The organism is Streptomyces sp. NPDC059142, from assembly GCF_042755665.1.
In the GTDB taxonomy this organism is placed as follows: Bacteria; Actinomycetota; Actinomycetes; order Streptomycetales; family Streptomycetaceae; genus Streptomyces.
Window position 1 is genome coordinate 54608 of sequence record NZ_JBHZDA010000020.1, and the last position, 24396, is coordinate 79003.

The 24396-nt window shown below is 73.3% G+C and carries 24 protein-coding genes; 14 read left to right on the forward strand and 10 right to left on the reverse strand.

Features of this window, described 5'->3' with window-relative positions; all coding sequences use genetic code 11:
* Positions 1–54: 54 nt before the first annotated feature.
* The 3 genes from ACFXPK_RS10765 (at position 55) to ACFXPK_RS10775 (ending at position 2188) form a co-directional block, all read left to right on the forward strand.
* Entirely contained in the window at positions 55–627 is a 573-nt protein-coding gene (locus tag ACFXPK_RS10765; RefSeq protein ID WP_384998990.1) for an FABP family protein, read from the forward strand.
* Between the two features lie 116 nt (positions 628–743).
* On the forward strand, positions 744–1196 hold the full coding sequence (locus ACFXPK_RS10770) for a Fur family transcriptional regulator (protein WP_384998987.1): 453 nt from the start codon (positions 744–746) through the stop codon (positions 1194–1196).
* A gap of 11 nt (positions 1197–1207) precedes the next feature.
* Positions 1208–2188, forward strand: coding sequence for a YgfZ/GcvT domain-containing protein (locus ACFXPK_RS10775; protein WP_384998984.1), 981 nt, complete (start codon positions 1208–1210; stop codon positions 2186–2188).
* A gap of 100 nt (positions 2189–2288) precedes the next feature.
* Here the strand turns inward: ACFXPK_RS10775 and dtd are convergent, their stop codons facing one another.
* The gene (gene dtd, locus ACFXPK_RS10780; RefSeq protein ID WP_385073899.1) at positions 2289–2726 is read right to left on the reverse strand and encodes a D-aminoacyl-tRNA deacylase; all 438 of its coding nucleotides are present in this window, start codon (positions 2724–2726) and stop codon (positions 2289–2291) included.
* 167 nt (positions 2727–2893) lie between these two features.
* On the opposite strand from dtd, the gene ACFXPK_RS10785 reads away from it, so the two are divergent.
* From ACFXPK_RS10785 to ACFXPK_RS10795, 3 genes are all read left to right on the forward strand, one after another.
* Positions 2894–3496, forward strand: a complete 603-nt coding sequence (locus ACFXPK_RS10785; RefSeq protein ID WP_384998978.1) for an ABC transporter substrate-binding protein — start codon at positions 2894–2896, stop codon at positions 3494–3496.
* 68 nt (positions 3497–3564) lie between these two features.
* Positions 3565–4605: an asparaginase gene (locus ACFXPK_RS10790; RefSeq protein WP_384998975.1), complete on the forward strand. Its 1041-nt coding sequence runs from the start codon at positions 3565–3567 to the stop codon at positions 4603–4605.
* A 111-nt stretch (positions 4606–4716) separates the two neighbouring features.
* Positions 4717–5967 carry a GNAT family N-acetyltransferase gene (locus ACFXPK_RS10795; RefSeq protein WP_385073904.1) on the forward strand — a complete coding sequence of 417 codons (1251 nt, stop codon included), beginning with the start codon at positions 4717–4719 and terminating at the stop codon, positions 5965–5967.
* A gap of 75 nt (positions 5968–6042) precedes the next feature.
* Here ACFXPK_RS10795 and ACFXPK_RS10800 read toward each other — a convergent pair whose 3' ends face one another.
* Positions 6043–6234, reverse strand: a complete 192-nt coding sequence (locus tag ACFXPK_RS10800; RefSeq protein WP_385073907.1) for a hypothetical protein — start codon at positions 6232–6234, stop codon at positions 6043–6045.
* A 133-nt stretch (positions 6235–6367) separates the two neighbouring features.
* On the opposite strand from ACFXPK_RS10800, the gene ACFXPK_RS10805 reads away from it, so the two are divergent.
* From ACFXPK_RS10805 to ACFXPK_RS10815, 3 genes are all read left to right on the forward strand, one after another.
* Positions 6368–7330, forward strand: a complete 963-nt coding sequence (locus ACFXPK_RS10805) for a GntR family transcriptional regulator (RefSeq protein ID WP_385073910.1) — start codon at positions 6368–6370, stop codon at positions 7328–7330.
* Positions 7331–7443: 113 nt separating this feature from the next.
* Positions 7444–8202 carry an HAD family hydrolase gene (locus ACFXPK_RS10810; RefSeq protein ID WP_385073913.1) on the forward strand — a complete coding sequence of 253 codons (759 nt, stop codon included), beginning with the start codon at positions 7444–7446 and terminating at the stop codon, positions 8200–8202.
* 208 nt (positions 8203–8410) lie between these two features.
* Positions 8411–9565 (forward strand): phosphotransferase, encoded by a 1155-nt coding sequence (locus ACFXPK_RS10815; protein ID WP_385073916.1) that lies wholly within the window; start codon positions 8411–8413, stop codon positions 9563–9565.
* Here the strand turns inward: ACFXPK_RS10815 and ACFXPK_RS10820 are convergent.
* Together ACFXPK_RS10820 and ACFXPK_RS10825 are read right to left on the reverse strand one after the other, a co-directional pair.
* The gene (locus ACFXPK_RS10820; protein WP_385073919.1) at positions 9546–10412 is read right to left on the reverse strand and encodes an ABC transporter permease; all 867 of its coding nucleotides are present in this window, start codon (positions 10410–10412) and stop codon (positions 9546–9548) included. The two genes, ACFXPK_RS10815 and ACFXPK_RS10820, sit on opposite strands and share 20 nt — an antisense overlap.
* Entirely contained in the window at positions 10405–11457 is a 1053-nt protein-coding gene (locus tag ACFXPK_RS10825) for an ATP-binding cassette domain-containing protein (protein WP_385073922.1), read from the reverse strand. Before ACFXPK_RS10825 ends, ACFXPK_RS10820 begins: the two co-directional genes overlap by 8 nt.
* Positions 11458–11570: 113 nt before the next feature.
* Between ACFXPK_RS10825 and ACFXPK_RS10830 the strand changes: the two genes are divergently transcribed.
* The 3 genes from ACFXPK_RS10830 to ACFXPK_RS10840 all read left to right on the forward strand — a co-directional run bounded on the left by ACFXPK_RS10830 (position 11571) and on the right by ACFXPK_RS10840 (position 15328).
* On the forward strand, positions 11571–12344 hold the full coding sequence (locus ACFXPK_RS10830) for a TetR/AcrR family transcriptional regulator (RefSeq protein ID WP_385073925.1): 774 nt from the start codon (positions 11571–11573) through the stop codon (positions 12342–12344).
* 37 nt (positions 12345–12381) lie between these two features.
* Entirely contained in the window at positions 12382–13095 is a 714-nt protein-coding gene (locus ACFXPK_RS10835) for a TetR/AcrR family transcriptional regulator (protein WP_385073928.1), read from the forward strand.
* 64 nt (positions 13096–13159) lie between these two features.
* Positions 13160–15328 (forward strand): HelD family protein, encoded by a 2169-nt coding sequence (locus ACFXPK_RS10840; protein WP_385073931.1) that lies wholly within the window; start codon positions 13160–13162, stop codon positions 15326–15328.
* 87 nt (positions 15329–15415) lie between these two features.
* Here the strand turns inward: ACFXPK_RS10840 and ACFXPK_RS10845 are convergent, their stop codons facing one another.
* Positions 15416–16186: a TetR/AcrR family transcriptional regulator gene (locus tag ACFXPK_RS10845; protein ID WP_385073934.1), complete on the reverse strand. Its 771-nt coding sequence runs from the start codon at positions 16184–16186 to the stop codon at positions 15416–15418.
* 84 nt (positions 16187–16270) lie between these two features.
* On the opposite strand from ACFXPK_RS10845, the gene ACFXPK_RS10850 reads away from it, so the two are divergent.
* Entirely contained in the window at positions 16271–17212 is a 942-nt protein-coding gene (locus ACFXPK_RS10850; RefSeq protein WP_385073936.1) for an aldo/keto reductase, read from the forward strand.
* Positions 17213–17391: 179 nt separating this feature from the next.
* Positions 17392–18069: an FMN-dependent NADH-azoreductase gene (locus tag ACFXPK_RS10855; protein ID WP_385007796.1), complete on the forward strand. Its 678-nt coding sequence runs from the start codon at positions 17392–17394 to the stop codon at positions 18067–18069.
* Between the two features lie 85 nt (positions 18070–18154).
* On the opposite strand, the gene ACFXPK_RS10860 is transcribed toward ACFXPK_RS10855, so the two are convergent.
* The 5 genes from ACFXPK_RS10860 to ACFXPK_RS10880 all read right to left on the reverse strand — a co-directional run bounded on the left by ACFXPK_RS10860 (position 18155) and on the right by ACFXPK_RS10880 (position 24391).
* A complete protein-coding gene (locus ACFXPK_RS10860) occupies positions 18155–18775 on the reverse strand; it encodes a histidine phosphatase family protein (RefSeq protein WP_385073939.1) in 621 nt (206 codons plus the stop codon).
* A 106-nt stretch (positions 18776–18881) separates the two neighbouring features.
* The gene (locus ACFXPK_RS10865; protein WP_385073942.1) at positions 18882–20042 is read right to left on the reverse strand and encodes a hypothetical protein; all 1161 of its coding nucleotides are present in this window, start codon (positions 20040–20042) and stop codon (positions 18882–18884) included.
* Between the two features lie 75 nt (positions 20043–20117).
* A complete protein-coding gene (locus tag ACFXPK_RS10870; protein WP_385073945.1) occupies positions 20118–20435 on the reverse strand; it encodes a deoxyxylulose-5-phosphate synthase in 318 nt (105 codons plus the stop codon).
* Positions 20436–20536: 101 nt separating this feature from the next.
* Positions 20537–22990 (reverse strand): ATP-binding cassette domain-containing protein, encoded by a 2454-nt coding sequence (locus ACFXPK_RS10875; RefSeq protein WP_385073948.1) that lies wholly within the window; start codon positions 22988–22990, stop codon positions 20537–20539.
* Positions 22991–23326: 336 nt separating this feature from the next.
* Entirely contained in the window at positions 23327–24391 is a 1065-nt protein-coding gene (locus ACFXPK_RS10880; RefSeq protein ID WP_385073951.1) for a hypothetical protein, read from the reverse strand.
* Between the last annotated feature and the right edge of the window lie 5 nt (positions 24392–24396).

Below are 24396 nucleotides of genomic sequence, written 5' to 3' on the forward strand. Positions count from 1 at the left end.
CGTGCTCGCCTTCACCGGTCTGGCCGTGAAGAAGCTGTACCAGGGCCAGCGCTGATGATCGAGATCCCGTCCGACCTGCACCCGGACCTCGTCCCGCTCGTCTTCCTGCTCGGTGACTGGGAAGGCGTCGGCGTCTTCGACTTCCCCGGTGAGGAGAAGGCCAACTTCGGCCAGGAGGTCTCCTTCAGCCACGACGGCCGGGACTTCATCGAGTACGTGTCGCACACCTGGGCGCTCGACGCCGAGGGCAGGAAGGTCCGGCCGATCGAGTCCGAGTCCGGCTTCTGGCGCATCGACAAGGACCGCAAGGTCGAGGTCGTCATGGTGCGCGACCAGGGCGTCGTCGAGGTCTGGTACGGCGAGCTGGCGGACCAGAAGCCGCAGATCGACCTGGTGACCGACGCGGTGGCCCGTACGGCGGCCTCCGGTCCCTACAGCGGCGGCAAGCGGCTCTACGGCTACGTCAAGGGCGACCTGATGTGGGTGGGCGAGAAGTCGACGCCCGACGTGCCGCTGCGCCCGTACATGTCGGCGCACCTGAAGAAGTCCGTGAGCCCGGAGCAGGTCGCCGAGTGGGCCAAGGACCTCGGTGACCTCCCGGACGACGGCATCGCCTTCTTCAAGTAAGGGGTCCGGTCCTCACCGGCCGGTTCTCACCGGCCGGTTCTTCACGCGGCCGGTCCGGAAGCAGCGGGTCCGGCAGGCGCGGCCGGGCCGCCGCCGCGCCTGCCTACACTGGGGGCGTGGTGAGCACCGACTGGAAGAGCGATCTGCGGCAGCGCGGCTACCGGCTGACCCCTCAGCGCCAGCTTGTCCTCGAAGCCGTCGACACCCTCGAACACGCGACGCCCGACGACATCCTCTGCGAGGTGCGCAGGACCGCCTCCGGGGTGAACATCTCCACGGTCTACCGGACCCTGGAGCTGCTGGAGGAGCTGGGCCTCGTCTCGCACGCCCACCTCGGGCACGGCGCTCCGACGTACCACCTCGCCGACCGGCACCACCACATACACCTGGTGTGCCGGGACTGCACCGAGGTGATCGAGGCGGACACCGAGGTCGCCGCCGAGTTCACCGCGAAGCTGCGGAACGACTTCGGCTTCACGACGGACATGAAGCACTTCGCCATCTTCGGCCGCTGCCGCGACTGCACGGCCGCCGCCGAGGGAACAACGACGGGCGCGGCCGAGTCGTAGGCTTCATGACTATGCAGCGACATTCGACCACCAGCCCTCTCCTCGCCCTGCCCGGAGCCGTCGCGGCCGAAGGCCAGGACGAAGGTGTCGCCGCGCACTACGGCGATCTCTTCCGTGAGCAGCGCGCCCTCGCCGACGGCACCGGCTTCGTCGACCTCTCGCACCGCGGCGTCGTCACCGTCACCGGCGACGACCGGCTGAGCTGGCTGCATCTGCTGATCACCCAGCACGTCACGGAGCTGCCCGCGGGCCGGGCCACCGAGGCGCTGATCCTCTCCGCGAACGGCCATGTCGAGCACGCGCTGTATCTCGTGGACGACGGCACGACGGTCTGGGCGCATGTCGAGCCGGGCACCCAGGAGGCCCTGGCGAACTATCTGGAGTCGATGAAGTTCTTCTACCGGGTCGAGGTCGCGGACCGTACCGACGACTTCGCGCTCGTCCACCTCCCGGCCGGCTCCATCGCCCCCGTGCCGGAGGGCGTCGTCGTCAGGGAGACCCCGTACGGCCGGGACCTCTTCCTGCCGCGCGCCGAGCTGACCGCGTACGCGGAGCAGCACGGCCCGCCGGCCGGGATCCTGGCGTACGAGGCGCTGCGCGTCGAGGGCCACCGGCCGCGGCTCGGCTTCGAGACCGACCACCGGACGATCCCGCACGAGCTGGGGTGGATCGGCGGCGCGGTCCACCTCGACAAGGGGTGCTACCGGGGCCAGGAGACCGTGGCCCGCGTCCAGAACCTGGGGAAGCCGCCGCGCCGGCTGGTCTTCCTGCACCTCGACGGCAGCGATGTCCATCTGCCGGGGCACGGTACGCCGGTGCGGCTCGCGGCGGACGGCCCCGAGGGGCGCCAGCTCGGGTTCGTCACCACCTCGGCCCGCCACCACGAGCTGGGGCCGATCGCGCTCGCGCTGGTCAAGCGCAATGTGCCGGTGGACGCGCCGCTGCTGGCGGGGGACACCGCGGCGGCCCAGGAGGTCGTGGTCGAGCCGTAGGACCCGTACGGGACCCGTACGTACCGGCCCCGTACGGGACCCTGTACGTACCGGACCCGTACGGGACCGGGACGCGTCCTCCGCGCGGACGCGTCCGCGCTCAGAAGTCCAGCAGCACCGTGAACGGGCCGTGGTTCGTGAGCGAGACGCGCATCTCCGCTCCGAACCGGCCCGTCTCCACCTTCGCCCCCAGCTCACGCAGGCGCGCCACCACCGCGTCGACCAGCGGTTCGGCCACCGGACCCGGCGCGGCGGCGTTCCAGGTGGGGCGGCGGCCCTTCCGGGCGTCCCCGTAGAGAGTGAACTGCGAAATCACCAGGAGCGGGGCGTTCACCTCCGAACAGGACTTCTCGCCCTCCAGCATCCGAATCGACCAGAGCTTGTCGGCGAGCCTCCGCGCCTGCTCGACCGTGTCCTCGTGGGTGACTCCCACCAGCACACACAGCCCTTCGCCGACGATCTCGCCGACGGTTTCCGTCTTGTCCCCGGTCACGGCGAGGACGCTCGCGCCGTCGACTCTCTGCACCACTGCTCGCATACGGACCAACCTAGCGGGGGCCGAACGGGTGCAGAGCGCCCCCATACCCGGCGGCAGGAGTGGCACGATGCACGGAGGCGGTGCGCGGCAGGCACCCGTCGAGGGAGGGGGGTCCCCAGCGGTGTGCGGGACGGGTCTCCCCAGCGGAGTGAGGGGAAGAACGCGCGATGAGCACATCGAGCACATCCGGGGGTGGGCAGCCGCCCGGTACCGTACCGGCGACCCGTACGACCAGCGGGGTCGGCAGCGGCGGGCCCGTGGCGGGCGGTGAGGGCGCGCTGCCCGCGCCCCGGCCGTACGACTTCAGCGTGCTGCGGCTGCCCGAACTGCGCGCGCTGCGCCGGGACTCGCACCGCGACGAGGGGGACCTCAGCTATCTGCGGCGGCTGCTCCAGGGCCGTATCGACATCCTGCGCGCCGAGTTGGCGCGTCGCACGGAGCCGGAGACCCCGGTGCTCGACCGGCTCTCGGAGATCCTCACCGACGCCCCGTCGCGCCACCGCACCTCCGCCCGGCACGTCACGCTCTCCACGCCGCGCAGCGCGGAGTACCGGGCGCTGGCCGCGGAGACGCTGGCGGAGGTGGAGCTGTCCGACCTGGAGGCGCGTACGGACGAGGAGTTGCACGCGGCGATGGGGCGGCTGGTCCGCAACGAGCGGCAGCTCTCGCGCCGCCGTCACCAACTTCAGCGGACGGCGGACGATTGCAGCGCGGAGATCGCGCGCAGGTACCGTGAAGGTGAAGCACAAGTGGACGACCTGCTCATGTAGTGGAGGGGCGGTCCGTTCGCGCGTGGGCGGGGTCCCTCCTGCCCTCCCGCCCTTCCGGAAGGCCGACGATGACCTCCAGCACGCCCAGCAGCACGTCCACCGCGGTCGGCAGCGGCGCCTCGCGTACCGGGACTTCCCGTACGGGCGTCTCCCGTACCGGTACGGGAGCGGACGCGCCCGTACTCGCCGAGGTCGTACGGTCCGGCTTCGTCGAAGGGCGCCACCGCGGCTCGATGGTGCTGCTCGCGGCGGACGGCACGGTCGAACTGGAGCTGGGCGACGCCGAGGCGCCGGTCTTCCCGCGCTCCAGCAACAAGCCGATGCAGGCGGCGGCCGTGCTGCGCGCCGGGCTCGAACTCTCCGGTGAGCGGCTGGCGCTGGCCGCCGCGAGCCACTCCGGGGAGCGCTTCCACCTCGACCTGGTCCGGACGATGCTCACCGAGTACGGGCTGACCCCCGACGACCTCGGGACCCCGCCGGACCTGCCGCTCGACCCGGTGGAGGCGGAGTCGTACCTCGCCGCGGGCGGGGTGCGCGAGCGGATCGTGATGAACTGCTCCGGCAAGCACACGGCGATGCTCGCCGTCTGCGCGCTCAACGGCTGGCCCACGGAGAGCTATCTCGACCCCGGCCACCCCTTGCAGCAGCTCGTGCTCACGGTGGTCGAGGAGGCGGCGGGGGAGCGCGTCCCCACGGTCGGTACGGACGGCTGCGGCGCCCCGCTGATGGCCCTCAGCCTCACCGGACTCGCCCGCGCCTTCCGCCACTTCGTCCTCGCGGCGCCGACGACGGCCGAGGGCCGGGTCGCGGAGGCGATGCGCGCGCACCCCGAGTACGTGGCGGGCACACGCCGTTCCGACACCTGGCTGATGCGGGAGGTGCCGGGGACGCTGTCGAAGATGGGCGCGGAGGCGGTCCAGGCGGTGGCGCTGGCGGACGGCCGCGCGCTCGCCTTCAAGATCGACGACGGTGGGGCGCGGGCGCTGGGCCCGGTGCTGGCGCGGGCGCTCCAGCTCCTGGGCGTGGAGGCGGAGGTGCTGGGCCGGATCGGCCGGGCGCCGCTGCTGGGCGGGGGCGCGGAGGTCGGGGCGGTACGGGCGGCCTTCTGAGCCGCGGGGCGGGGCTCCGGGCGTACGGGCGGCCTTCCGGGCCCGGCCACGAAGGGCCCGGCCCGAAAATCCGGATGCGGCGGCGGGGCGGCTGCGCCTAGCGTGCGGACCATGAGCATCGAGGTCCGTACTGTCACCGAAGCCGGATTCCCCGACTGGAACCGCGCCCTGAACACCGGCTTTCTGCGGGCGCCGACCGACTCGGACGCGACGGTGGAGTGGCGGCTCGCGCGGGCCGATCTCTCCCGTACCCAGGGCGCGTTCGAGAACGGGCGGTGCGTCGCCACGTTCCGCTCCTTCACCCAGGAGCTGACGGTGACCGGCGGCGCGGTGCTGCGCGCCGACGCGGTCTCGAACGTCACGGTCTCGCCCACCCACCGCAGGCGCGGGCTGCTCTCCCGGATGATGGGCACCGATCTCGCGCGGGCGAAGGAGCGCGGGGACACCGTCGCCACGCTGATCGCCGCCGAGTACCCGATCTACGGCCGGTACGGCTTCGGGCCCGCCGCCTCGACCACCGAGTGGGCCGTCGACGTGGCGCGTTCGGGGCTCGACCCGCGCTGGTCGGGGCCGGGCGCCGAGGACGGCGGCGGGCGGATCGACCTGGTCGACGGTTCGGACGTACGGAAGCTCGGGCCCGAGCTGCACGAGCGCTTCCGGGCGCGGCAGCCGGGCGCGGTCGACCGGGACGAGCGCTGGTGGGGCGCGTTCACCGGGCAGACGTCCAACGGACTTCCGTGGACGGAGCCGTACCACGCCGTGTACCGCTCGGCGTCGGGCGAGGTGGAGGGGCTGGTCGTCTACGCCTGCGACGACGTCTGGGGCGATTCCAAGCAGCCGCTGAACACCGCGTCCGTACGGGACCTGATCGCGCTGACCCCGGCGGCCGAGCGCGCGCTGTGGCGGTTCGTCTGCTCGATCGACTGGGTCACGACGGTCCGGACGGGCCACCGCGCGCAGGACGACCTGCTGCCCTCCTTCCTGCCGGACCCGCGCGCGGCGCGGATCGTCACGCAGGCGGACTTCCTGTGGGTGCGGATCCTCGATGTCGTACGGGCCCTGGAGGCGCGTACGTACGGAGTGAGCGGCACGCTGGTGCTGGAGGTCCGTGACGCGGCGGGGCTGGCGGGCGGGCGCTACCGGCTGGAGGCGTCGCCGGAGGGCGCGAGCTGCGCGCCGACGGCGGAGCCGGCCGGTCTGGCCCTGGACGTACGGGAGCTGGGCGCGCTGTACCTGGGGGAGGAGTCGGCGCTGCGGCTCGCCGCGCTGGGGACGGTGGCGGAGGAGCGGCCGGGGGCGGTGGCGCTGGCGGAGGCGCTGTTCCGTACGCCGCGAAGGCCCTGGTGCCCGGACGTCTTCTGAGCGGGGCAGCCGTGACCGGGATCGGCCGTGGCCGGTGGGGCAGCCGTGGCCGGTGGGGCAGTCATGACCGGTGGGTCAGCCGTGGCCGAGCCGGGTGACGAGGAGCGCCAGGACGGCGGCGCCGATCCCCGCGCAGGTGGCGTTCCTGGCCTTGACGCCGAGGGTGAGCAGGAGGAGCGCGACGGTCCCGGCGGTACCGAAGCGCCAGTGCACGAGCTGGTCGAGCCCGATGCCGAGTGCGGAGGTGAGGAGCGCGGACACAGGCATGGCGGTCACTCCTTACGCAAAGTTGGCTGCCAACTCAACACCAACTGATGAAGTTGTCCCGCCAAGTTGCGATCCGTAAACAAGTTATCCGTTACAACTGCCGGGAGATGGCAGGAAGTTGTAACGTAGGGTCGTGACCTCTGAACAGGCTGCTGTGCACGGCGCCGGAAAGCCCACGCCGGAGGATGTGGCGCAGGCCCTGCGCGCCCGTATCGCGTCGGGCGACCTCGTGGCGGGGCAGGCCCTGCCCACGCAGAAGAACCTGGTGGCCGAGTTCGGTGTGCAGCGCGGGGTGGTCCGCCAGGCCCTGCGGCGGCTCCAGGAGGACGGCCTGCTCACCGAGGTCACCCGCGGCGCGCCGCCCCGGATCGCCGACCGCGGCGCCGCCGGACGGACCGCCGGTGCCCGGCGGGGAGCGGCGGCGGACGGCGACGGGAGCCCGCAGGAGACGATGGTGGCGCTGCGCCCGCGCATCATGGCGGCGTTCGAGGCCGACCACGTACGGATCGACGCCCTCTGTCTGACGGCGGAGTCGCTGAGCGCGGCCCTCGGCGAGCAGCGCCTGCGCATCCGCGACCGCGCCGCGCTGCCGGCCGGGAGCGGCGCGCCGGGCGCGGGCGCCCTGCCCGCCACCGTGACGGTCCGGGTGCTGCTGCCGAACCGCGACATCGAACTGGCCTTCCCGCGCTCCGTCTCCGCGGCCGGCACGCGTCCTGACGAGAGCGACCTGGTCCACCAGCGCTGGCTCCAGCAGCGCAACGCGCACGGCACGGTCCTCGGCGACCATCTGATGGGGATGCGCTCGGCGGGCATCGACGTGGACGTGCGGTTCAAGGCGCTGCCGTTCACCCCGCCGGTCAAGCTGTACGTGCTCAACGGCGCGGAGGCGCTGTTCGCGTACTACAAGGTCACCGTGCGCGAGACGGAGATCCACCGGACGTCCGTCGAGATGTACGACGCGCTGGGGGACCGGTCACCGCTCTTCTCGTTCGCCTCCGTGGAGGCGGCCCAGCGCGACCGGGCGTTCGTGGCGGAGTCGCAGGCGTGGTTCGACGCGCTCTGGGAGACGATCGCGACGGATCTCGCGCTGGGGTGAGGGCGCGGGCCGGGAGGGACGGACGGAGCCGTGTCGTACCGGTGGGGTTCGGGGCAGGATGTGGTCCGGAGGCGCTGACGGTGCCCGGCCTCCGCCCCGATGGACGGAGCGACGTGACCGACCCGTACGCCACCGACCCGTACGCCACCGACCCGTACGCGTCCGACCCGTACGCCACCGCGCTCCCGGTGCGGTGCGTGCTCTTCGACTTCGACGGACCCGTCTGCGCGCTCTTCCGCAACCATCCGGCGCCCGAGGTGGCCGCCCGGCTGCTCGCGGCGCTCCCCGGGGAGACGGCCCGCGCCGTGGGGACGGTGGACGGCGCCCCGGTCACCGATCCGCAGGCGCTGCTGCGCGCGGTGGGGGAGCTGGCCCCGGGGAGCGCGCGGGTGGCCGAGCTGGAGGCGTGGCTGACGGAGGAGGAGATACGGGCGGCGGAGTCGGCCGTACCGACCAGGAACGCGGCGGAGCTGATACGGGCGCTGGCCGGCGCCGGGGTCGCCCTCGCGATCACCACCAACAACTCGCCGAAGGCGGTCAGGCGCTATCTCGAACGGACCGGCCTCACCCGCTGCTTCGACGGGCATGTCTACGGGCGCCGGCTCGACCCGAGGCTGCTCAAGCCGCATCCGGACTGTCTGGAGCGCGCGCTGAAGTGGACGGGCGTGACGGCGGCCGAGGCGGTGATGATCGGCGACGCGGAGGCGGATCTCCGCGCGGCGGAGCGGCTCGGGGTCCGTTTCCTCGGGTACGCGACGAGGGAGACGAAGAGCGCCGTGCTGTACGGAGCGGGCGCGCGGGTCGTCATGGACGAACTTCCCGGCGGCCTCGCAGAGTTGGCCGGACAAGTCGGCCAAGTCGACCAACTCTGACCTTCCCGGGGGTCCGGAGCGTCGGCGGACGGGTTTTCGCTGATCCGAGTTGGTGAAGATGGCGCCAACTTCCTGTCATGGCACCCGCCGGAGAGGTAACTTCCGCCTCAGAGGTAGCTTCCGCACAACAGATCCACACACCACACGCACACCGCGTACATCAGAGGCACCACCGGCACCGAGGGCATACGGCACAGTGCACAAGGCAATGACAGTCGGCCGGGCATCCGGCACCGGATCCGACATTCGCAGGCGAGCGGGCGAGCTGAGCCGTGACGGCCAGGGGGTCACCGGCCCCCTCAACGGCTACCACCACGAGACGTACGCGTTCCCGCTGCCCGCCACCCACGAGCTGAGCGCCCGTTTCGAGCGCGCCAAGCTGCGGGCGCCCCGCCCCGGGCTGCTCTGGTTCGACCGGCGCTGCTTCGCCTCCGAGGATCTGCTGCTCACCGCGCTCCAGGGCCGGGTGGACCGTATCCCGGAGATCGTCCGGGTCGACGGCGGTGTCTACCTCCAGGGCTTCATCGAGGGCAGGACCCTCGACGCCCGCCAGGTCCCCGGGCGCGGGCTCTCCCGACGTCACGCCGACCAACTCAGCCGCTTCTTCGCCCAGTTGGTGTCGATCGACCTCAAGGAGCTGGCGGAGCGCGAGGTCACGCGGATCTGTGCCCCGGACGACTGGACGGCCGAGGGCGACTCGGCGGCGTTCCTCGACCGGCTGATCCGGTTCACCGAGGAACAGGTCCACCGGGACCACGGCGCGCCGTACCGGACCCTCTTCGACGAACTCGGCGTGAGCGCCGACGCCCTCGTAGGGCTGCGGAAGCGCACCGCCGAGCTGCGCGGGCGCCCCTTCGCGCTCCTCCACTGCGATCTGCACCGCAAGAACCTGATCGTCGACCGGGACGGCGACCTCTGGGTCATCGACTGGGAGCTCGCCATGATCGGCGACCCCCTCTACGACCTGGCGACCCACCTCCATCTGATGGGCTACCCGAAGCAGGAGGAGGCCCGGGTCGAGGAGTTGTGGGTGACGGCGGTGGAGGAGGCGCGGCCCGGGAGCGCGTACGGCTGGGAGGAGGATCTGCCGCTGCTCCTCGCCTACAAGCGGGTCCAGTCCGTCTTCACCGACGTGATCCGTACGGCGCTGCTGCTCGGCTCCGACGCGGAGTCCAACTGGCGGGTGCTGCCGCGCGCGGCGTGGCAGGTCCAGCGGGTCCTGGCGGCGGCGGAGCGGGAGCTGTACGGGGCGGACGCGGCGGCGCCGTCGATGCGGCAGGTGGTGACCGCGTACCGGAACTGGTTCCGTACGACGCGCGGCGGCGAGGCGGAGACGGCCGCCGTCACGAGGTCCGGGACCTGAACAGCACGCCGGACAGGCCCAGCGCGAGGGCCAGGAAGCCCGCGCTCCAGGCCAGCGCCAGCCAGGGGGTGTGGCCCACCGGCAGCCCCAGCAGCAGTCCGCGCAGCGACTCGATCACCGGGGTGACCGGCTGGTGGTCGGCGAAGCCGTGCAGCCACGCAGGCATCGTCCCGATGGGGACGAAGGCGCTGCTCGGATAGGGCAGGAACAGGACGAGGAAGGTGAATCCGGACGCGGCCTCGGGGGACTTGGCGAGCAGCCCCACGGCCGCGGAGAGCCAGGACATCGCCGTGATGTAGGCGAGCAGGATGCCCGCGGCGGCGAGCGCGGCGGCCGGTCCCGCCGCCGGGCGGAAGCCGATCAGCAGGGCGACGGCGAGGACGAGCGCGGTCGAGACGAGGTTGCGGACGACGCTCGCCGTGACATGCCCGGCGAGGACCGGGGCGCCGCCGACGTCGAGGGAGCGGAAGCGGTCGATGATGCCGCCCTTCATGTCCTCGCTCACGCTCACGGCGGTGCCGGCCGAGCCGAAGCCGGCGCAGAGGATCAGGACGCCGGGGACGACGTAGGTGACGTACCGCGTCCCGGTGTCGATGGCGCCGCCGAAGAAGTAGACGAAGACCAGCATCATCATGACCGGCAGCATCAGCGAGGTGACGACGGCGTCGGTGTTGCGCCGGCTGAGGCGGATGCCGCGCCCTGCCAGGGTGACGGCGTGGGTCAGCGCGCGGGGCGTCGCCGCGCGGGGTGCGAGCGGGCCGGGTACGAGAGGGTCGGGTGCGATCGAGTCCGGTGCGAGCGGGCCGGGGACGGGGGAGCCGGGTGCGTGTGCGGGTGCGTCAGGCATGGGCGGGCTCCTGGGCGTCGGGGCTGCTGTCCGGGCCGGTGTCGGTGTCGGTGTCGGTGTCGGTGTCGGTACCGGTGTCCGGGCCGGCTTCGGGGCCGGTGCGGGTGAGGGAGAGGAAGACGTCGTCGAGGGTGGCGCTGTGGAGGGCGAAGCGCGCCACCTCCGTACCGTCGGGGTCGATCTCGTCCAGCAGGGCCCGTACGTGCGCGGCGGTGCCGTCGGTCGGCAGGCCGAGGGTGAGTGTCTCGGGGGCGTGGTGCACGGCGCGGTCCGCGAGCCGCAGATAGGCGTCGGGGCAGGCGAGGACGAGGTCGAGCCGGTGCCCCGAGACCAGGCGCTTCAGCTCGTCCACGGTGCCCTCGGCGGCGATCACGCCCCGGTCCATGACGGCGACCCGGTCCGCGAGCCGGTCGGCCTCCTCCAGGTACTGGGTGGTGAGGAAGACGGTGGTGCCGCGCGCGGCGAGATCCCGTACGACCTGCCACAACTCCTGGCGGCTGCGCGGGTCGAGGCCGGTCGTCGGCTCGTCCAGGAAGACCACCTCGGGGGCGCCGACCAGCCCCGCGGCGAGGTCGAGTCGGCGCCGCATCCCGCCGGAGTACGTGGCGGCGAGGCGGTGGCCGGCGTCCGCGAGGCCGAACCGGTCGAGGAGCCCGGCGGCGCGGCGGCGGGCCTCGGCCCGGGGGAGCCCGCCGAGGCGGGCCATCATGCGGAGGTTCTCCTCGCCGGTCTGCTTCTCGTCGACGGCGGCGAACTGCCCGGTCAGGCTGAGCGCGCCGCGTACCCGCCGCCGGTCGGCGACGACGTCGTACCCGGCGACGCGGGCGGTGCCGCGGTCCGCGGTGGTGAGCGTGGTGAGGATCCGGACGGCGGTGGTCTTGCCCGCGCCGTTGGGCCCGAGGAGGGCGAAGACGGTGCCGCGCCCGACGCGGAGGTCGATGCCGCGCAGGACGCGGAGCGCCGCCTTCCCCCTTTCCTTCCGCGCCCCCCTGGCCGGGTAGGACTTTTCGAGGCCGATGGCCTCGACCGCCGTATCTGTCCGCATGGCTGCTCCCCCTCGGATTCCTTCTGCGTATGGCATACGCGTTACTGCGTAAGCCTTACGCATTACTAGGATGGGCGTCAAGCGGCGGGGAGCGGAAGAAGAGGGGTACGGCGATGACGGGCAACGCGGGCGGCGTGGCCGGGGAGGGCGGCACCGGGCTTCCCGCCAGCATCGAGGCGGCGTGGGGGCTCCGCGACCGCCCGGCCAAGGGGCCGCGCCCCGGCCTCACCCTGACGCGCATCGTGGACGCGGCGGTCGGCCTCGCGGCGGCGGAGGGGCTGGGCGCCGTCTCGATGGGGCGGGTCGCCAAGGAGCTGGGCGTCTCCACGATGTCGCTGTACCGGTACGTCGCCGCCAAGGACGAGCTGTACATCCTCATGCTGGAGGCGGCGATCGGCGCGCCGCCCCCGCCACCGGACCCGGCGCCCGGCTGGCGCGAGGCGCTGACGCTCTGGGCCCGGGCGCAACGGGAGGCGTACCACCGCAACCTGTGGTCGCTGCGCCTGCCGGTCTCGGGCCCGCCCAGCACGCCCCACATGGTGGCGTGGTGGGAGCGGGGGATGGTGGCGCTGGACGGCACCGGCCTCGACGACGGCGCCAGGATCTCGGTGATCCTGCTGGTCAGCGGCTTCGTACGGAACGAGGCGCTGACGACGGCCGACCTGAACGCGGCGGTCGCGGCGAGCGCTGGCTCGGCCCGGCAGGTCAGGGAGGGGTACGGGCGTACGCTCCGGCGGCTGGCCGACCCGGCCCGCTACCCCTCGGTCGCCCGGCTGCTCGCCGAGGGCGGTCTGGAGGAGGACGGGGAGCCGGACGCCGACTTCGCCTTCGGCCTCAACTGCCTTCTGGACGGGGTGGATGCGCTGGTCCGGCGGCAGGGCGGGTGACAGGGACGCGCGCGTCGCACCCGTAGGCTTCTGCGTCATGAACGGCGACGGCGACAACGAGGTCCTCGACCCCGCCCACCACCCCGAACCCCACTCCGGCCCCCATCCCGGTCCCCACTCCGATCCCGATCCCGGCCCCCACTCCGATCCCGGTCTGCGGGAGCGGAAGAGGCGGCGGCGCCACCAGGAGATCTCGGAGGCCGCGATCGCGCTCTTCCTCGCGAAGGGGTTCGACCGGGTCCCGGTCGCGGAGGTCGCCGCCGCGGCCGAGATCTCCAAGCCCACCCTCTTCCGGTACTTCCCGGCCAAGGAGGACCTGGTCCTGCACCGGTTCGCCGACCACGAGGACGAGGCGGCCCGGGTGGTCTCCGGCCGCCCCGGCGGCGTACGCCCGCTGGACGCGCTGCGCCTGCACTTCCTGGACGGCCTCGACCGGCGCGACCCGGTGACCGGCCTCAACGACGCGGAGGCCGTGCTCGCGTACCACCGGCTGCTGTACGGGACGCCGAGTCTGGTGGCCCGGTTGTACGGCTACCAGCGGCGCTCCGAGGAGGCGCTGGCCGCCGCGCTCGGGGGCGGCGTCGAGGGAGCGCTCGGCGCGGCGCAGATCATCGCCGTCCAGCGGGTCCTCGCGCAGGAGAACTGGCGGCGGATCGCGGCGGGCGAACCGGCCGGGGCGGTGTACCCGGACGCGGTGGCGGCGGCGGAGCTGGCCTTCGAGCGGCTGAGGAGTGGACTCGGCCTCTGGTGACGGCGGTACGGTCATGTCTGTAACTCGGTAACGTTCTTTACTCGGTCACGCTATTCTTGGCGGAATGACCGCAGCCGAAGCACTCGACGAGGAACGGACCTACCACCGGACCTGCCGCGCCGCGCTGACCGGCATGGTGGACGAAGCGCAGACGCGGATCGTCACCGGCGAGAACGCCTTCGCCTCCGGTGCCGACGCCGAAGTCCTCGGCCGCCATCTGCGCAGCTACGCCAAGGAGTTGCGGCAGGAGCCCGACAGTCCGCTGTTCTTCGGGCGCCTCGACTTCGGGGACGGCCCGGCGGCCGGTGACCACGCCGGGCAGAGCTACCACATCGGCCGCCGCCGGATCTCCGAACACCCCGCGGCCCCGCCCCTCGTGGTCGACTGGCGCGCGCCCGTCTCCCGCGCCTTCTACCGTGCGAGCGCCGCCGACCCGCAGGGCGTGGCGGTCCGCCGCAGGTTCGGGTGGGCCCCGTGGAGCACCGGGGAGCCGGAGGAGCTGACCGGCCTGGAGGACGAGCCCCTGGAGCCGGGCGCGGTGACGGCGGGTGCGGTGACGGCGGACGCGGGGCCGGTGGGCGCGTCGGGTCCGCCGGGTCCGCCGGGGGCCGTCACCGGGAGCGCCATCCTCACCGGCGAGATCGAGCGCCCCCGCATCGGGCCGATGCGCGACATCGCGGCCACCATCCAGCCCGAGCAGGACGATCTCGTACGGTCGGAACTCGGCCGCTCCCTCTGCGTCCAGGGCGCCCCCGGCACCGGTAAGACCGCCGTCGGTCTGCACCGGGCCGCGTATCTCCTCTACACCTACCCGCAGCGGCTGCGGCGTGGCGGGCTGCTGGTGCTCGGGCCCAACCGGGCGTTCCTCTCCTACATCTCCGACGTGCTGCCCGCCCTCGGCGAGATCGGCATCCGCCAGTCGACGGTCGGCGAGGAGATCGCGCGCCATCCGGTGCGGACCCGGGACACGGAGGCGGCGGCGGTCGTCAAGCACGACGCCCGTATGGCCGCCGTACTCCACCGTGCGCTGTACGGGCGGGTCGCGGGGCCCGCGTTCCGTCCGGCGCCGCTCGTCGTGGCGGACGGCTCGTACCACTGGCGCCTCGAACCGGACGAACTGGCCCGTCTCGTCGCGGAGGTACGGGCCGAGGCGCCCCCGTACGGTGTCGGCCGGGAGCGCCTGCGCAGCCGTACCGTACGGGCCCTTCAGCTCCGGGCGGAGCGGCGGACGGGGCCGCGCTCGGCGCAGTGGACACGGCGGCTCGGCTTCTCGCGGGCGGTCACCGCCCATCTCGACGCGGTGTGGCCCAAGGTGACTCCCGAGGAGGTGCTGGCCGGGCTGCTGGCCGATCCGGCGGAGGCGGACGGCGGCCTCACGCCCGAGGAACGGCGGGCGATCCGCCGCGCGGACCTCCGCGTCCCTTCCGGGCCCCGCGCGGCCAGGAAACTACCCTGGTCGGCGGCCGATCTGGTGCTGCTGGACGAACTCGCCGGGCTCATCGAGCACCCCGAGGGGTACGGCCATGTCGTCATCGACGAGGCGCAGGACCTCTCCCCGATGGAGTGCCGCGCGATCGCCCGCCGCGCCGCCTTCGGCTCGCTGACGGTGCTGGGCGATCTCGCGCAGGGCACCACCCCGTGGGCGGCCCGTTCCTGGCCCGCCCTCCTCGCCCACCTCGGCCGGCCGGACGCGGCGGTGACCTCGCTGACCACCGGGTTCCGGGTGCCCGGCGCGGTCGTGGAACTCGCCAACCGGCTGCTGGCCTCGCTGGACGTCGACGTCCCGCCGGCCCGGTCCCTGCGCGGCGCGGGCGAGCTGACGATCAGCCGAGCGGGACACGGGGAGAGGGAGATGGGGAGGGAGGGGGAGGGCGGGCTCGACGCGTTGGTGGTCGGCGCGGTGCGCGCGGCGCTCGCCCGCGAGGGCTCGATCGGCGTGATCGCGGCCGGGCCCGAGGCGGACCGGCTCCGTACCGTCCTCGCGGGGGCCGGGATCGCCACCGTCACGGCGGACGACTTCGGTACGCCGGCCGCCAGGGTGACGGTGCTGCCCGCGACGGCGGCGAAGGGGCTGGAGTACGACCATGTCGTCCTGGTCGAACCGGCGGAGGTGCTGGCAGCCGAGGCCCGTGGCGCGCACCGCCTGTATGTGGCGCTCACCCGAGCGGTCTCGCGCCTCCACATCGTGCACTCCCGGCCGCTGCCGGAGGAGCTGGCGCCGGGGGCGTCCTGACGCCCGGTGGATCCGGTTCCGTCTGTCCGGTTCCGCGGGTCCGGTTCCACGGGTCCGGTTCCACGGGTCCGGTCCGCGGGTCCGGTTCTACGGTCGCGGCGGGTGGGCCCGGCCGGGGGCGCCCCGGTCGTTCCCCGGGTGCAGGGCGTCCACGACGAGGTCGAGTTGGCGGCCGGTCCGCTCCGGGGCGTCGCTCGCCGCCGTGGAGAGGAAGACGCCGAGGAGCAGGGTGGTGACCTCCTCGGCGGTGACATCCGTGCGGAGCGAGCCCGTACGCGCCCCGGCCGCGAGGATCGCTCCGATCGCGGCGGTGATGCGCTCCCGGGTGGTCGGGGTCGCGATGCGACCCGAGGCCCAGCCGGTGCGGAGGGTGTCGATCATCCCGCGCTTCGTCGCGACGAACGCCGCGTAACGGTCCAGCCACGCGCGCAGCGCCGCCTCGGGCGGCAGCTCGGCGAGGAGCGCGGGGGCGCTCGCGGTGACGTCGTCGAGTTCGGCGGCGTAGACGGCCTCGACCAGGGCCTCCCGGGTCGGGAAGTGGCGGTAGAGCGTGCCGATGCCGACCCCTGCCTCGCGGGCGACGGCTTCCAGCGGGACGGTGCCGTCGGCGGCGGCGAAGGCGGCGCGGGCGACGGAGACGAGCCGGTCGCGGTTGCGCCGGGCGTCGGCGCGGAGCGGGGGGCCGGGGGGCGTACCCGCGCCGGAGGTGGCGGGCGCGCCGGTCCCCGGGGTGGCGGGCGTGCCGGTCCCCGGGGTGGCCGTCGGGGTGGTCCCGGAGGCGGGGTCGCACGGGGTGTGCGGGGGGACACAGGGGCCGTCGTCCTGGCCGCCGGGCGGGAACGATGCGGACGGACTCAAAGCGGAGGCTCCTCCGGTAGTGCTACAGTCGAATGAACGGAGGTTCCTCCGTTTTCCTCATCATCGCACGAGGACGGGATGTCCATGACCCCCAGCAGCGTTCCTTCCCCCGAGACCACGGCCACCGGCGCGCCCCGCCCCGGAGGCGCCGCTCCGCTCGCCGGCCGCCCCGTATCCCGTATCGGGTTCGGAGCCATGCAGCTCGACCGGTTGCGCGGCGACCGCCCCGCGGCCGTCGCGCTCCTGCGCCGCGCGGTCGAGCTGGGCGTCGACCATGTCGACACCGCGCAGTTCTACGGAGACGGACTCGTCAACGGGCTCATCCGGGAGGCGGTCCGCCCCGAGGACGACGTCCTCGTCGCCACCAAGGTCGGCGCCACCTCCGACCACGGCTCCCTCGGGCTCCGGCTCGCCCAGCGGCCCGAGGAGCTGCGGAAGGCGGTCGAGGAGAACCTGGCCGCTCTCGGCGTCGACCGGCTCGCGCTGGTGAACCTGCGCCGTACCGACACCGGGCCGGGACTCCGGGCCGAGGGCGACCAGGTGGTCGGCCTCGACGATCAGCTCGCCGTGATGACCGCGCTGCGCGACGAGGGCAAGATCGGCGCGATCGGACTCAGCAGCGTGAGCCTCGACGTGCTGCGCCGGGCCGTCCCCGCGGGCATCGCCTGCGTACAGAACGCCTACAGCCTCGTGGCCCGTGAGGACGAGGAGCTGCTCACGCTCTGCGTCGCCGAGAACATCGCCTGGGTGCCGTACTTCCCGCTCGGCGGCGCGTTCCCCGGTGTGCCGAAGGCGACCGACGAGCAGGCGGTCCTGGACGCGGCGCGCTCCCTCGGCGCCACCCCGGCGCAGATCGCCCTCGCGTGGCTGCTCCGGCACGCCCCGAACGTGCTCCTCATCCCCGGCACCGCCGACGCGGGCCATCTGGAGGCGAACCTCGCCGCCGGCGCGATCACGTTCGACGACGCGGCACTGGCCGCGCTCGACGCCGTCCCGTCCCGCTCGGCGGCCGTACCGCTCGGCTGAACCGCCGTCAGGAGCGTTCACCGGCACCTCGGTCCGCCATGGCGGAAGAACTGCCTGTACGTTGCTGTCGGCGGAAGGCGGAGAGCCCATCCGTACGCGGTTCGCACAGCGGTATTCCGTCCATGTCCAGATGAACCGGACCCAGGTGTTCCGGGCGCACCAGCGAGGCGGCACCCTTCATGAAGCTTCTGCACATCGACTCCAGCATCTCGGGCGCCGAATCGGCCAGCCGCCGGATCTCGGCCGCTGTCGTCGGGCGCTTCAAGGACGAGCACCCCGGTCTGGCGATCACGTACCGCGATGTCGCCGCCGAGCCGCTGCCGCACCACTCGGAGGCCATCCTCAGACTCAAGGCGGCCTCGGCGGCCCGGAACGCGAAGGCCGGGTCCGAGCCCGGGGACGGCCCCGGTTCCGGGGCCGGCGTCGACCTCGACGCGGGCGCGCGCACCCTGGGCGAACTGAGCAGACTCGACGAGGCGCTGGCGGAGTTCCTGGCCGCCGACGTCGTCGTGATCGGCGCCCCGATGTACAACTTCGGCATACCCAGCCAGCTCAAGTCGTGGATCGACGCCCTGGCCGTGTTCGGCAAGACCTTCCACTACACCCAGGACGGCCCCGAGGGGCTGGCGGGCGACAAGCGCGTCATCGTCGCCTCCTCGCGCGGCGGCGAGTACGTGGCGGACACCCCGACCGCGTCCTTCGACCACCAGGAGACCTACCTCACCAGCTTCTTCGCCTTCCTCGGGGTGGAGAACCTCGAATTCGTCCGCGCCGAGGGCATCAACTACGGCCCCGAGCAGCGCAAGCTGGCCATCGACGCGGCGCTGGCCGAGGCCGTCGCGCTCAAGGCCGCCTGAGCCGACGCCCGAGCCGACGCCCGAGCCCCGGCCAGGACGAGGGCGGGCCGGTCGGCCGGCCGATGGACCGTCCGAAGGGCCGCCCTCAGACGTGGAGTTCGGGCGGAAACCCCGTCCAGCGCAGCTCGGCGGGCAGATGCCCCATGTCGTTGGTGCAGAGCACGGACGGCGGCCTGCCGGGCGCGTAACGGATCACCGTCAGCGCGGCGTTGGCGAAGTTGAGCCCCATCCAGCGCCACGGAGGCGCGTCGAGGGCCGCGCGTATCAGCCATCCGACGAGGAAGTTGTGCGTGACGACCAGCTCGTGGCGGGGCGTCCGCCCGGCCACCGGACCGGTGAACTCGGCCTGCGCCTCGCGCGCCAGCGCCGCCCCGGTCCTGGCCTCCTCCTCCGTCACCCCGGCGAGAAAGGCGAGCATGGCGTCGGCGGAGTCCGGCGGCAGCTCCTGCCTCTGCGGCAGGTACGGGATGTAGTCGCCGGCCGCCTCCGACCGGCGCGGCGTCACCCCGTCGAGCTGCCCGGCGAGCAGCGTCGCCGTCTCCTCGGCCCGGCGGAGCGGACCGTGGTGCACCGCCGACAGCGGTACGTTCCGCAGCCGCTGCCCGAGGAGCACCGCCTGGCGGCGGCCGTTCGCGCTGAGCGCGGACTCGTCGGCCGACGCCTCGCCGTGCCGGACGAGATGGAGGAAACGGGGGGCTGTGCTCATGGTTGCCGACGCCTTTCACTCATGACGGAACCTCTCGGCGCTGACGATACGTCGGGCCGCGGAACCGGTTCCGCACGAAAGGCGCCGGGGCCCCGGAGCCCGGGGCTCAGCCCAGGGCGCCGGCCGGTTCGGTGACGCGGCCCCGGGCGTCCGCGTGGAGGGTGGCGGAGCCGCGGGAGTCCGTGACGGTGACCCGGATGACCAGGGCCCCGGTCTTCGCGTCGCGGGCGATGTCGACGCGCCAGGAGCTGTCGTCACCGGCGCCCGAGGTGGTGCGCGCCGTGCGGACCAGGCCGGGGAGGCGTTCGTACGGGAGGGAGCGCAGCGCGAACGACGGCCCGTCGGCCTCCGTACCGCTGTCGGCGCCTGTGCCGTCCCCGACGCCCTCGGCGGCCATGCCGTGCTCCTCGATCCGGAACGCGGTGGCGGTCAGCGCCCCCGCCGTGGCCAGCGCGTCGACCGTACGGAGCATCTGTCCGTCCCGCAGCATCGACTCGGTGGTCCGCGCGGTGCTCGTACGCGACGAGACGGACGCCGAGGCGGAGACAGAGACCGAGACGGAGGCGGAGGCGGAGACCTGAGGGCCACCGCCTGCGCCGCCACCACTCCCGTCGACGCCCGTCGCGCCGTCCTCCCGGAACAGCTCGGCGCGGAAGAGCAGGACGACCAGCGCCGCGCCGAGGACGATCGCGAGCAGGGAGAAGAGGCAGTGCAGACCGTCCCGGTTCGGGTTCTTGACCAGGGTGGACCCGGGGGCCGAGTCCATCGACGCCTCGGCGGCCCGCCGCGCCCACTCCTGGTCGGGCCGGGTGACGATGGTGACGTCCCAGGGCTCGTGCGCGGGGTACTCGACGACCACGACGCGGCGCACCGGATAGTCGGCGATGTCGACGAGGTTGATCGACTGGGAGAACGCGACCCGGTAGGCGGAACGGTCCTCCGGGGCGACGGTCAGCACGAAACTGACCGGGACGTCGGCCAGTTCACCGCTGGTCGCGCGGCGGCTCTCGATCATCGCGAGGGCCCTCCGCCGCTCGGCCGCCGGGGCGCGGGCCCGGGTCCGCCTGCCCGCGAGGCTCGTGACCAGGACGACGAGCACGAAGAACCCGGCACCCGCGCCCCACAGCACGGCCTTCCCGATGATGATCCCGACCACCACGGCGGCCACCGCGGCGCCGGTCAGCGCGCCGGTGAGCAGACCGCCCAGCAGCGCGGCGGGCCCCGTGCGGCGGGACTCGGTGGGGCCGCTGGTCTCCGTGATCGTCACAAAGGGTGATTGTCCCCCCGGCTTCCGGCGACGGGAAGCCCTCGCGCCCCCGGCACCTGCTTCATCCGGCGCTTCCTACCGTACGAGCGCCCGGACGAACGGCTCGCCGGTCCGCCGCGCGTGCCTCAGGTTCTGGCGCACCTCGCGCAGGCTCCGGGGCCGGTACCCCGGCCCGCCGCAGCAGCTCTTGTGGAAGCGCACACCCGCGTGGAGCAGCACCGAGAGGGTGCGCCAGGCCGCCCGGTCGCGCCGCTTGGGCGGGGCGAAGGCGGACCCGACGTGGATCAGCTCCCCGGCGCAGCGCGGACAGATCCGGGTGCGCCAGGGGTCGTACGGCTGCTTGTACGAGGCCCGGCAGGGCAGACAGACGTACGAGGTCTTCGCATGGGCCATGCCGTGAGCGTAGGCATGGCCCATGACGGACGCGACCGCTTTCCCGGCGCCTCGCGCGGTGCGTGACGCCCGTTGCGTGACGCGCGCTCCGTGACGTCCGGTCAGCCGCCGACGTACGCCGCGAGGTGCTCGCCGGTCAGCGTGGAGCGCTCGGCGACCAGATCGGCCGGGGTCCCCTCGAAGACGATCCGGCCGCCGTCGTGGCCCGCGCCGGGACCGAGGTCGATGATCCAGTCGGCGTGCGCCATGACCGCCTGGTGGTGTTCGACGACGATGACCGACTTCCCGGAGTCGACGAGCCGGTCGAGGAGGCCGAGCAGATGCTCCACATCGGCGAGGTGGAGGCCGGTGGTCGGCTCGTCGAGGATGTAGACGCCGCCCTTCTCGGCCATGTGCGTGGCCAGCTTGAGCCGCTGCCGCTCGCCGCCGGAGAGCGTGGTGAGCGGCTGACCGAGGCTGAGGTAGCCGAGCCCGACATCGGCGAGCCGGCGCAGGACCGCGTGCGCGGCCGGCGTACGCGCCTCACCGGCGCCGAAGAACTCCTCGGCCTCGGTCACCGACATCGCCAGCACCTCGCTGATGTCCCGGCCGCCGAGGCGGTGCTCCAGCACCGCCGCCTGGAACCGCTTCCCCTCGCACTCCTCGCAGGTCGTGGCGACACCGGCCATCATCGCCAGGTCGGTGAAGATGACCCCGGCGCCGTTGCACTGCGGGCAGGCGCCCTCGGAGTTGGCGCTGAACAGCGCCGGCTTGACCCCGTTGGCCTTCGCGAACGCCTTGCGGATCGGGTCGAGCAGTCCGGTGTACGTCGCCGGGTTGCTGCGCCGGGACCCGCGGATCGCCTCCTGCCCGATCGACACGACCCCCGTGCCGGTGGCCCCCGTACCGTCGCCGCCCCCCGTACCGCCGTCCCCGGAGCCCTTGGCCGCCGCGCCCTTGACCAGGGATCCGTGTACGAGCGAGCTCTTGCCGGAGCCGGCGACGCCGGTGACGACGGCCAGCACGCCGAGCGGGATGTCGACGTCGACGTCCCGCAGGTTGTTCGCGGTGGCGCCGCGGATCTCCAGCGCGCCGGTGGGCTTGCGTACGGTCTCCTTGAGGGAGGCACGGTCGTCGAAGTGGCGGCCGGTGAGGGTGCCCGCGGCCCGCAGCCCCTCGACATCGCCCTCGAAGCAGACGGTGCCACCCGCCGTACCGGCGCCGGGGCCGAGATCGACGACATGGTCGGCGATCGCTATCGTCTCCGGCTTGTGCTCCACCACGAGCACGGTGTTCCCCTTGTCCCGCAGTTGGAGCAGCAGGCCGTTCATCCGCTGGATGTCGTGCGGGTGGAGGCCGGTGGTGGGCTCGTCGAAGACGTACGTGGTGTCGGTGAGCGAGGAGCCGAGGTGCCGGATCATCTTCACGCGCTGCGCCTCGCCGCCCGAGAGCGTGCCCGCGGGCCGGTCGAGCGAGAGATAGCCGAGACCGATCTCCACGAACGAGTCCAGGGTGTCCCGCAACGTCCCGAGCAGCGGTGCCACCGACGGCTCGTCGAGACCGCGGACCCACGCGGCCAGATCGCTGATCTGCATCGAGCAGGCGTCGGCGATGTTGATCCCGCCGATCCGGGACGACCGGGCCGCCTCGGCGAGCCGGGTGCCGTCGCACTCGGGACAGGCGGTGAAGGTGACCGCCCGGTCCACGAACGCCCGGATGTGCGGCTGCATCGCCTCCCGGTCCTTGGAGAGGAACGACTTCTGGACCTTGGGGATCAGCCCCTCGTAGGTGAGGTTGATGCCGTTGACCTTGACCTTGACCGGCTCGCGGTGGAGGAAGTCGTGCAGTTCGGTCGCGGTGTAGTCGCGGATCGGCTTGTCCGGGTCGAGGAAGCCCGACTCGGTGAAGATCCGCAGCGTCCAGTGGCCGTCCGTCTTGTAGCCGGGGACGGTGACCGCGCCCTCGGCGAGCGACTTGGAGTCGTCGAAGAGCTGGGCGAGGTCGATGTCGGAGACGGTGCCGCGGCCCTCACAGCGCGGACACATGCCGCCGGTGCGGTTGAAGGTCGCCTTCTCGGTCCTGCGGCCACCGCGCTCGACCGTGATCGCGCCGCTCGCCCTGACCGAGGGCACGTTGAAGGCGAACGCGCCGGGCGAGCCGATGTGCGGCTGCCCGAGCCGGCTGAAGAGGATGCGCAGCATCGCGTTGACGTCGGTGGCGGTGCCGACGGTGGAGCGGGGGTCGGCGCCCATCCGCTGCTGGTCGACGATGATCGCCGTCGTCAGCCCTTCGAGTACGTCGACCTCGGGGCGCGACAGCGTCGGCATGAAGCCCTGCACGAAGGCGCTGTACGTCTCGTTGATCATCCGCTGGGACTCGGCGGCGATCGTGCCGAACACCAGGGAGCTCTTGCCCGAACCGGAGACACCGGTGAACACGGTCAGCCGGCGCTTGGGGATCTCGACGCTGACGTCCTTGAGGTTGTTCTCCCGCGCGCCGTGCACGCGGATCAGCTCATGGCTGTCGGCGGCGTGCGGCGCGGGCGACCGCGTGTCCGGCCTCGTGACCCTGCTCATCGTGTCTCCATCTGTTCCGCGGGCTGTTACGCGGGCGACCGGTGCGCGGTACGGGGTGTTCGTCCCGCGTGACCCGCGTCGGGCGGGCGCTCGGCGACGCGTGGCATCCGTACGTCCATGACGTGGGGCACCGGGGGCCACTTCCGCGTCGCCTCCGCCGGCCGCGCCCGGCCCGCGCGTGGCACGGGGAGCTGCGGAACCGGCGGTACGGGGGGTGGCGGCGCGTCGACCGTCGAAGGATAACCCCACCGGATCCGGGACATCCGGGCACAGGCGTCCCGCCGTACGGCCCGCTCCCGCCCGGCACCCGGTGGACAGGCTCCGACCTGCGACGTCTCAGAAGGGGCGGGGCGATACAGAATCTTCTGCCCCACTTGCGGCAGGACATATGACCGCAGATCCCCGGCCCGGAACGGCGGCGCCCCGGTCGGAGGTACGGGGCGCCCCCAGCCGGTCGTGGAGGACCGCGAAGGCCGTGCACGTGAGGGGGAGCGTCACCGCTGCGGTGACCAGGATGCCGACGAGGACCGGGGTGAGGATGCCGGCGTAGTACGCGGCGAAGAAGTTCCCCGTGGCCTGTTCGAGCAGGGACCGTACGAGGGGCCGCAGCGGCAGGGCGAGCTGCACCACCAGCCGGAGCACCCCGGCGGTGAGCGCGGCCAGCGGCAGCGCCAGGGCGAGGACCCGGCCCGCTCCGGTACGCGTCCACGTCAGCGACCAGGAACGGCGCAGCGCCGCGCGGGCGCCGAGCCCACCGGCCGCGGCGGCCGGGGCGAGCGTGAGGGCGAGGCGCAGCACCACGGCGACGAGCAGGGCGGCGGCGGGCGACGCCTTGACGAGCGTGTAGGGCCACGACCCGCGTTCCAGGGGCTCCGGGGTGTCCAGGTGGTAGCCGGTGAGGGAGTTCGCCACGTACGCGACGAGCAGCGGCAGCGTCCACACGATCAGGCCGCGCAGCGCGTACACGGTGAGCACCGGACGCAGCCGCTCCACGACCGCGGCCCGTGACCGTATCTCCCGCGAGGGCTCGCCGGACCCCGCCGCGACCACCCGCGAGCACACGGTCTGCACGGCCGCGCCGCCGGCGCCGAGGAGGAGCAGGAAGAGCGGGAGCGTGGTGAAGGCGACCAGCCTCAGACCGGACAGGTCGTGCAGATAGGGGTCCTCCAGGTAGTGGTACCAGACGCGCTGGTTCCGCATACGGGTGAAGACGGGCCAGGCGAGCGCGAAGATCACGGCCGTCATCAGCAGCGCGGCCAGTCCGGACAGGCCGACGACGCGTACGGTCCCGGCCGCCAGCGCCCTCCGGTGCCGCCGCAGGACCGCGAGGATCGCGGCGACGAGGCCGCGTCGCGGGCCCCCGCTCGTCGGAGGCGTGGTGCGGTCGTGCTGTGTGCGCATGGGGA

Excerpts from the sequence above, each read along its gene's own strand:
- ACFXPK_RS10860 (WP_385073939.1), bottom strand. The coding sequence starts at position 18,775 with ATGAGCACAGCCCCCCGTTTCCTCCATCTCGTCCGGCACGGCGAGGCG.
- dtd (WP_385073899.1), bottom strand. The coding sequence starts at position 2,726 with ATGCGAGCAGTGGTGCAGAGAGTCGACGGCGCGAGCGTCCTCGCCGTG.
- ACFXPK_RS10795 (WP_385073904.1), top strand. The coding sequence starts at position 4,717 with ATGAGCATCGAGGTCCGTACTGTCACCGAAGCCGGATTCCCCGACTGG.
- ACFXPK_RS10840 (WP_385073931.1), top strand. The coding sequence starts at position 13,160 with ATGACCGCAGCCGAAGCACTCGACGAGGAACGGACCTACCACCGGACC.
- ACFXPK_RS10785 (WP_384998978.1), top strand. The coding sequence starts at position 2,894 with ATGAGCACATCGAGCACATCCGGGGGTGGGCAGCCGCCCGGTACCGTA.
- ACFXPK_RS10870 (WP_385073945.1), bottom strand. The coding sequence starts at position 20,435 with ATGGCCCATGCGAAGACCTCGTACGTCTGTCTGCCCTGCCGGGCCTCG.
- ACFXPK_RS10765 (WP_384998990.1), top strand. The coding sequence starts at position 55 with ATGATCGAGATCCCGTCCGACCTGCACCCGGACCTCGTCCCGCTCGTC.
- ACFXPK_RS10775 (WP_384998984.1), top strand. The coding sequence starts at position 1,208 with ATGCAGCGACATTCGACCACCAGCCCTCTCCTCGCCCTGCCCGGAGCC.
- ACFXPK_RS10815 (WP_385073916.1), top strand. The coding sequence starts at position 8,411 with ATGACAGTCGGCCGGGCATCCGGCACCGGATCCGACATTCGCAGGCGA.
- ACFXPK_RS10835 (WP_385073928.1), top strand. The coding sequence starts at position 12,382 with ATGAACGGCGACGGCGACAACGAGGTCCTCGACCCCGCCCACCACCCC.
- ACFXPK_RS10790 (WP_384998975.1), top strand. The coding sequence starts at position 3,565 with ATGACCTCCAGCACGCCCAGCAGCACGTCCACCGCGGTCGGCAGCGGC.
- ACFXPK_RS10875 (WP_385073948.1), bottom strand. The coding sequence starts at position 22,990 with ATGAGCAGGGTCACGAGGCCGGACACGCGGTCGCCCGCGCCGCACGCC.
- ACFXPK_RS10880 (WP_385073951.1), bottom strand. The coding sequence starts at position 24,391 with ATGCGCACACAGCACGACCGCACCACGCCTCCGACGAGCGGGGGCCCG.
- ACFXPK_RS10830 (WP_385073925.1), top strand. The coding sequence starts at position 11,571 with ATGACGGGCAACGCGGGCGGCGTGGCCGGGGAGGGCGGCACCGGGCTT.
- ACFXPK_RS10800 (WP_385073907.1), bottom strand. The coding sequence starts at position 6,234 with ATGCCTGTGTCCGCGCTCCTCACCTCCGCACTCGGCATCGGGCTCGAC.
- ACFXPK_RS10855 (WP_385007796.1), top strand. The coding sequence starts at position 17,392 with ATGAAGCTTCTGCACATCGACTCCAGCATCTCGGGCGCCGAATCGGCC.
- ACFXPK_RS10825 (WP_385073922.1), bottom strand. The coding sequence starts at position 11,457 with ATGCGGACAGATACGGCGGTCGAGGCCATCGGCCTCGAAAAGTCCTAC.
- ACFXPK_RS10850 (WP_385073936.1), top strand. The coding sequence starts at position 16,271 with ATGACCCCCAGCAGCGTTCCTTCCCCCGAGACCACGGCCACCGGCGCG.
- ACFXPK_RS10820 (WP_385073919.1), bottom strand. The coding sequence starts at position 10,412 with ATGCCTGACGCACCCGCACACGCACCCGGCTCCCCCGTCCCCGGCCCG.